This is a genomic window from Achromobacter spanius, from assembly GCF_039673305.1.
Lineage (GTDB): Bacteria > Pseudomonadota > Gammaproteobacteria > Burkholderiales > Burkholderiaceae_B > Achromobacter > Achromobacter spanius_F.
On the sequence record NZ_JBDJLJ010000113.1, the window covers coordinates 1 to 3339 of the forward strand.

Below are 3339 nucleotides of genomic sequence, written 5' to 3' on the forward strand. Positions count from 1 at the left end.
GGTGCGGATGACGTCGGAGTATTCCTGGGGCGCAAGCGAGAAGAACTCACCCGTGCCGCCGGCCGCGAACAGGGCGGTGGCGCCGTAGGGGGCCAGCCATTCCAGGCGGGCCGCGTAGCCCTTGGCGTTGAAGTCGCCGTTCTGGTCGAAGTCGGTCACGGGGAAGGAGAGCAATCCTTCCGAGACGATGGCTTTGAGTTCCTGGGGAGTCGTCATGGCTGTCTTCCAAATAAGGGGGGTGATGAAAAGCAGGGGAGCCTCGCCGTCGGCGGGGCTGAATCAATGATGTATGTCATCGTACAACATACAAGACCGGATCACAACGCCTCTTCCAGCAAATCGTTGTCATACAACATTTTGTGTCTTGCCCTGGAATTCGGGAATTACCCTAGATTGAAACGTCGAATCCATCAGGCTATTCTCCGGGTTCATTGTCGTACGACAACGTACAAGAATAACGACATCCCTTATCTAGGAGACAAGCTTGAAGGCATTCCCCCTGTTGCGCCGCATGTCCGCTGTCCTGGCCCTGGCCGCACTGGCCGGCGGCCCCGTCCACGCCGCCGATGACTGGCCGGGTTCCAAGGCCATTACGCTGGTGGTGCCGTTCGCCGCCGGCGGCACGTCCGACATCCTGGGGCGACTGATCGCCCAGGAACTGGGCACGACGCTGAAGCAGACGGTTGTCGTCGAGAACAAGGGCGGCGCGGGCGGCGTGCTCGGCGCCGACGCCGTGGCCCGGGCCAAGCCCGACGGCTATACCCTGCTGCTGGGCACCATCGCCACCCACGCGATCAATCCGTCGCTGTTGCCGGGCATCAATTACAACGCCGCCAAGGACTTTGCGCCGGTCATCCTGCTGGGCAGCATTTCGAATGTGCTGCTGGTGGGCGCAAACCAGCCGTACAAGACCGTGCAGGAAGTGGTGGCCGCCGCCAAGGCCAATCCCGACACCATCGCGTTCGGCTCGGCCGGGCAGGGGACGTCGCAACATTTGTCGGGCGAAGTCTTCAAGCAGTTGACGGGCGCCCACCTGACGCACGTGCCGTATCGCGGCAGCGCGCCGGCCATCCAGGACCTGATCGGCGGCCAGATTCCCAGTTCGTTCGAAACCGCGCTGGTCGCGCTGCCCTACGTGCAGAGCGGCAAGGTGCGCGCGCTGGCGGTCACGTCCGCCAAGCGCACCGCGGTGCTGCCCGACGTGCCGACCATGCAGGAAGCCGGCGTGGCCGGTTTCGACGTGAGCAGCTGGCAGGCCATCTATGCGCCGGCCAACACCCCGCCGGCGGTGGTGGACAAGCTGAACAAGGCGATCGCCGCCATCGCGGCCAAGCCCGACGTCAGCGCCAAGATGCAGGGGCTGGGCCTGGCCTACACGCCCAATTCGCCGGCGGAGTTCGCGTCGTTCCAGGCGGGCGAGCAGGCCAAATGGGCCAAGATCATCGCGGACGGCAAACTGAAGGCGCAGTAATCGTCCCTATGCCGCGAGGCCGGCGGGGCTTGCCGGTCTTCAAATGAAGAATGCCCCCGCGCGACAGGCGTTTGCGGTTCGCGGAGGGGGCATTTTCTTTGGCCGCGGCTCGGGAAAAAGGTCGATGCCGCAACGGTGCGCGGGGCGTTGCCGGCCGCCGCCTCAGCGCGATCCGTTCGTCGCCGCCAGCAGGACGCCGAAGCCGACCAGCAATCCGCCGAAGACGCGGTCGATCCAGTGGCGCACGGCCAGTAGCCGCAGCCGCACGGGGCCCGCCGAAAAGCACAGGGCGACCAGCGCGAACCAAGTCATGTGCGCCAGCGAGATGAAACCGCCATAGCCTAGCTGCACCGCCAGGGGCGTACCCGGCCGCACCACCTGCATGAACAGGCTGACGATGAAGACGGTGGTCTTGGGGTTCAGTGCATTGGTCAGGAACCCCGTGCGCAGGGCCGCCGCGTCCGACAGCGGCGCCACGGCGCCGGGTCCCGCCGCGCCGCCGGGCCGGGTCCGCAGCATCTTCACGCCCAGATAGACCAGATAGGCGGCGCCCGCCAGCTTGATGGCGTTGAACAGCCAGAGAGACTGTTGGATCAGCAGGCCCACCCCGACCAGGGTGTAGGCGACGTGGACCAGCACGCCCAGCCCGATGCCCAGGGCCGTCAGCACGCCGGCGCGGCGCGACAGCATCAGGCTGTTGCGCGTGACCATGGCGAAGTCCGGCCCCGGACTGATCACGGCCACGATGGTTATGGTGATCACGGCTATCAATTCGGTCATGGCGTATCCTGTCGAAAACCATGAATCTACCGGCATTGCATTCGGGCGACTAACGATGTTTTCTGACAGGAACAGTGAGCCTGGCTCACCGATAATCAGCACCCGGCTGCCCTCGCTGATGGCGCTGCGCTGCTTCGAGGCTGCGGCCCGCCTGGAGAATTTCAGCCGGGCCGCAGCCGAACTGCACCTGACGCATGGCGCCGTCAGCCGCGCCGTGCGGCTGCTGGTAGACGACTTGGGAGTGGCGCTGTTCGAGCGCCGCAGTCGGCGCGTGTTCCTGACCGGCGCCGGCCGCACGCTGGCGCGGGCTGTGGGCAACGGGCTGGACCTGATGCGCCAGGCGGTGGCGGAACTGCGCGCCAGCGCGGGGCAGGCGCGGCGCTGGGTGCTGTCGTGCGAACCGACGCTGCTGATGCGCTGGCTGATCCCGCGCTGGCCGGACTTCCAGGCCCGGCATCCGGAGATCGACGTGCATCTGGTGGCCGGCGGCGGACCGTTTTCGTTCGCCAGCGGCATCGACCTGGCCATCCGCCGCGACGACTTTCCCTGGCCCGACGGCGCCCACGTCGAACCCTTGTTCCCGGAACAGGTCGGTCCGGTCTGCCGTCCGGACAAGCAGGCGGCCTGGTTCACGACGAAGAAGGGAGGCGCCGCACTGAAGGCGGGCGCGCCGCGCCTGCACACCCGCACGCGGCCGGGCGCCTGGAAGGAATGGGAGCGGGCGGTGGGGCGGCCCGTGCCGGGGCGGCCCATGCCGGGGTGGTCCGAGCCGGAGGCGTCCGGGCAGACCTTCGAGCATTTCTATTTCAGCCTGCAGGCGGCGGTGGCCGGCCTGGGCGTGGCGATCGGCCCGTGGCATCTGGTGCGCGACGACCTGCACAGCGGCGTGCTGGCCGCGCCGCTGGGTTTCGTCGCGGACGGCTCCCGCTAGTGCCTGCTGTCGCCGCAGCCCTTGCAGCCGGGCAGCCCGCAGGCCGACCTGCTGGCGTGGCTGCGGGCGGCGTCGTAGCGACGCCGCCCTGCGTCGCGGTCAGGCGTCGACCAGCTTGCCGTCCACCATGCGGGTCAGGCCCAGCGGGTTGGCGCGC

The 3339-nt window shown here is 67.6% G+C and carries 3 protein-coding genes and 1 pseudogene; 2 read left to right on the forward strand and 2 right to left on the reverse strand.

The window, feature by feature from the left end:
* On the reverse strand, positions 1–216 hold a 216-nt coding region (locus ABE485_RS30985; protein ID WP_346519083.1), incomplete at its 3' end, for a dihydrodipicolinate synthase family protein.
* A 268-nt stretch (positions 217–484) separates the two neighbouring features.
* Between ABE485_RS30985 and ABE485_RS30990 the strand changes: the two genes are divergently transcribed.
* A complete protein-coding gene (locus ABE485_RS30990) occupies positions 485–1471 on the forward strand; it encodes a Bug family tripartite tricarboxylate transporter substrate binding protein (protein ID WP_346519084.1) in 987 nt (328 codons plus the stop codon).
* 162 nt (positions 1472–1633) lie between these two features.
* Here the strand turns inward: ABE485_RS30990 and ABE485_RS30995 are convergent, their stop codons facing one another.
* Positions 1634–2251, reverse strand: coding sequence for a LysE family translocator (locus tag ABE485_RS30995; RefSeq protein ID WP_346519085.1), 618 nt, complete (start codon positions 2249–2251; stop codon positions 1634–1636).
* A gap of 55 nt (positions 2252–2306) precedes the next feature.
* Here ABE485_RS30995 and ABE485_RS31000 point away from each other — a divergent pair.
* Positions 2307–3260 (forward strand): annotated as a pseudogene (locus tag ABE485_RS31000) (LysR family transcriptional regulator).
* Positions 3261–3339 lie beyond the last annotated feature (79 nt).

Coding starts and splice junctions, on each gene's coding strand:
- ABE485_RS30995 (WP_346519085.1), bottom strand. CDS start 2,251: ATGACCGAATTGATAGCCGTGATCACCATAACCATCGTGGCCGTGATC.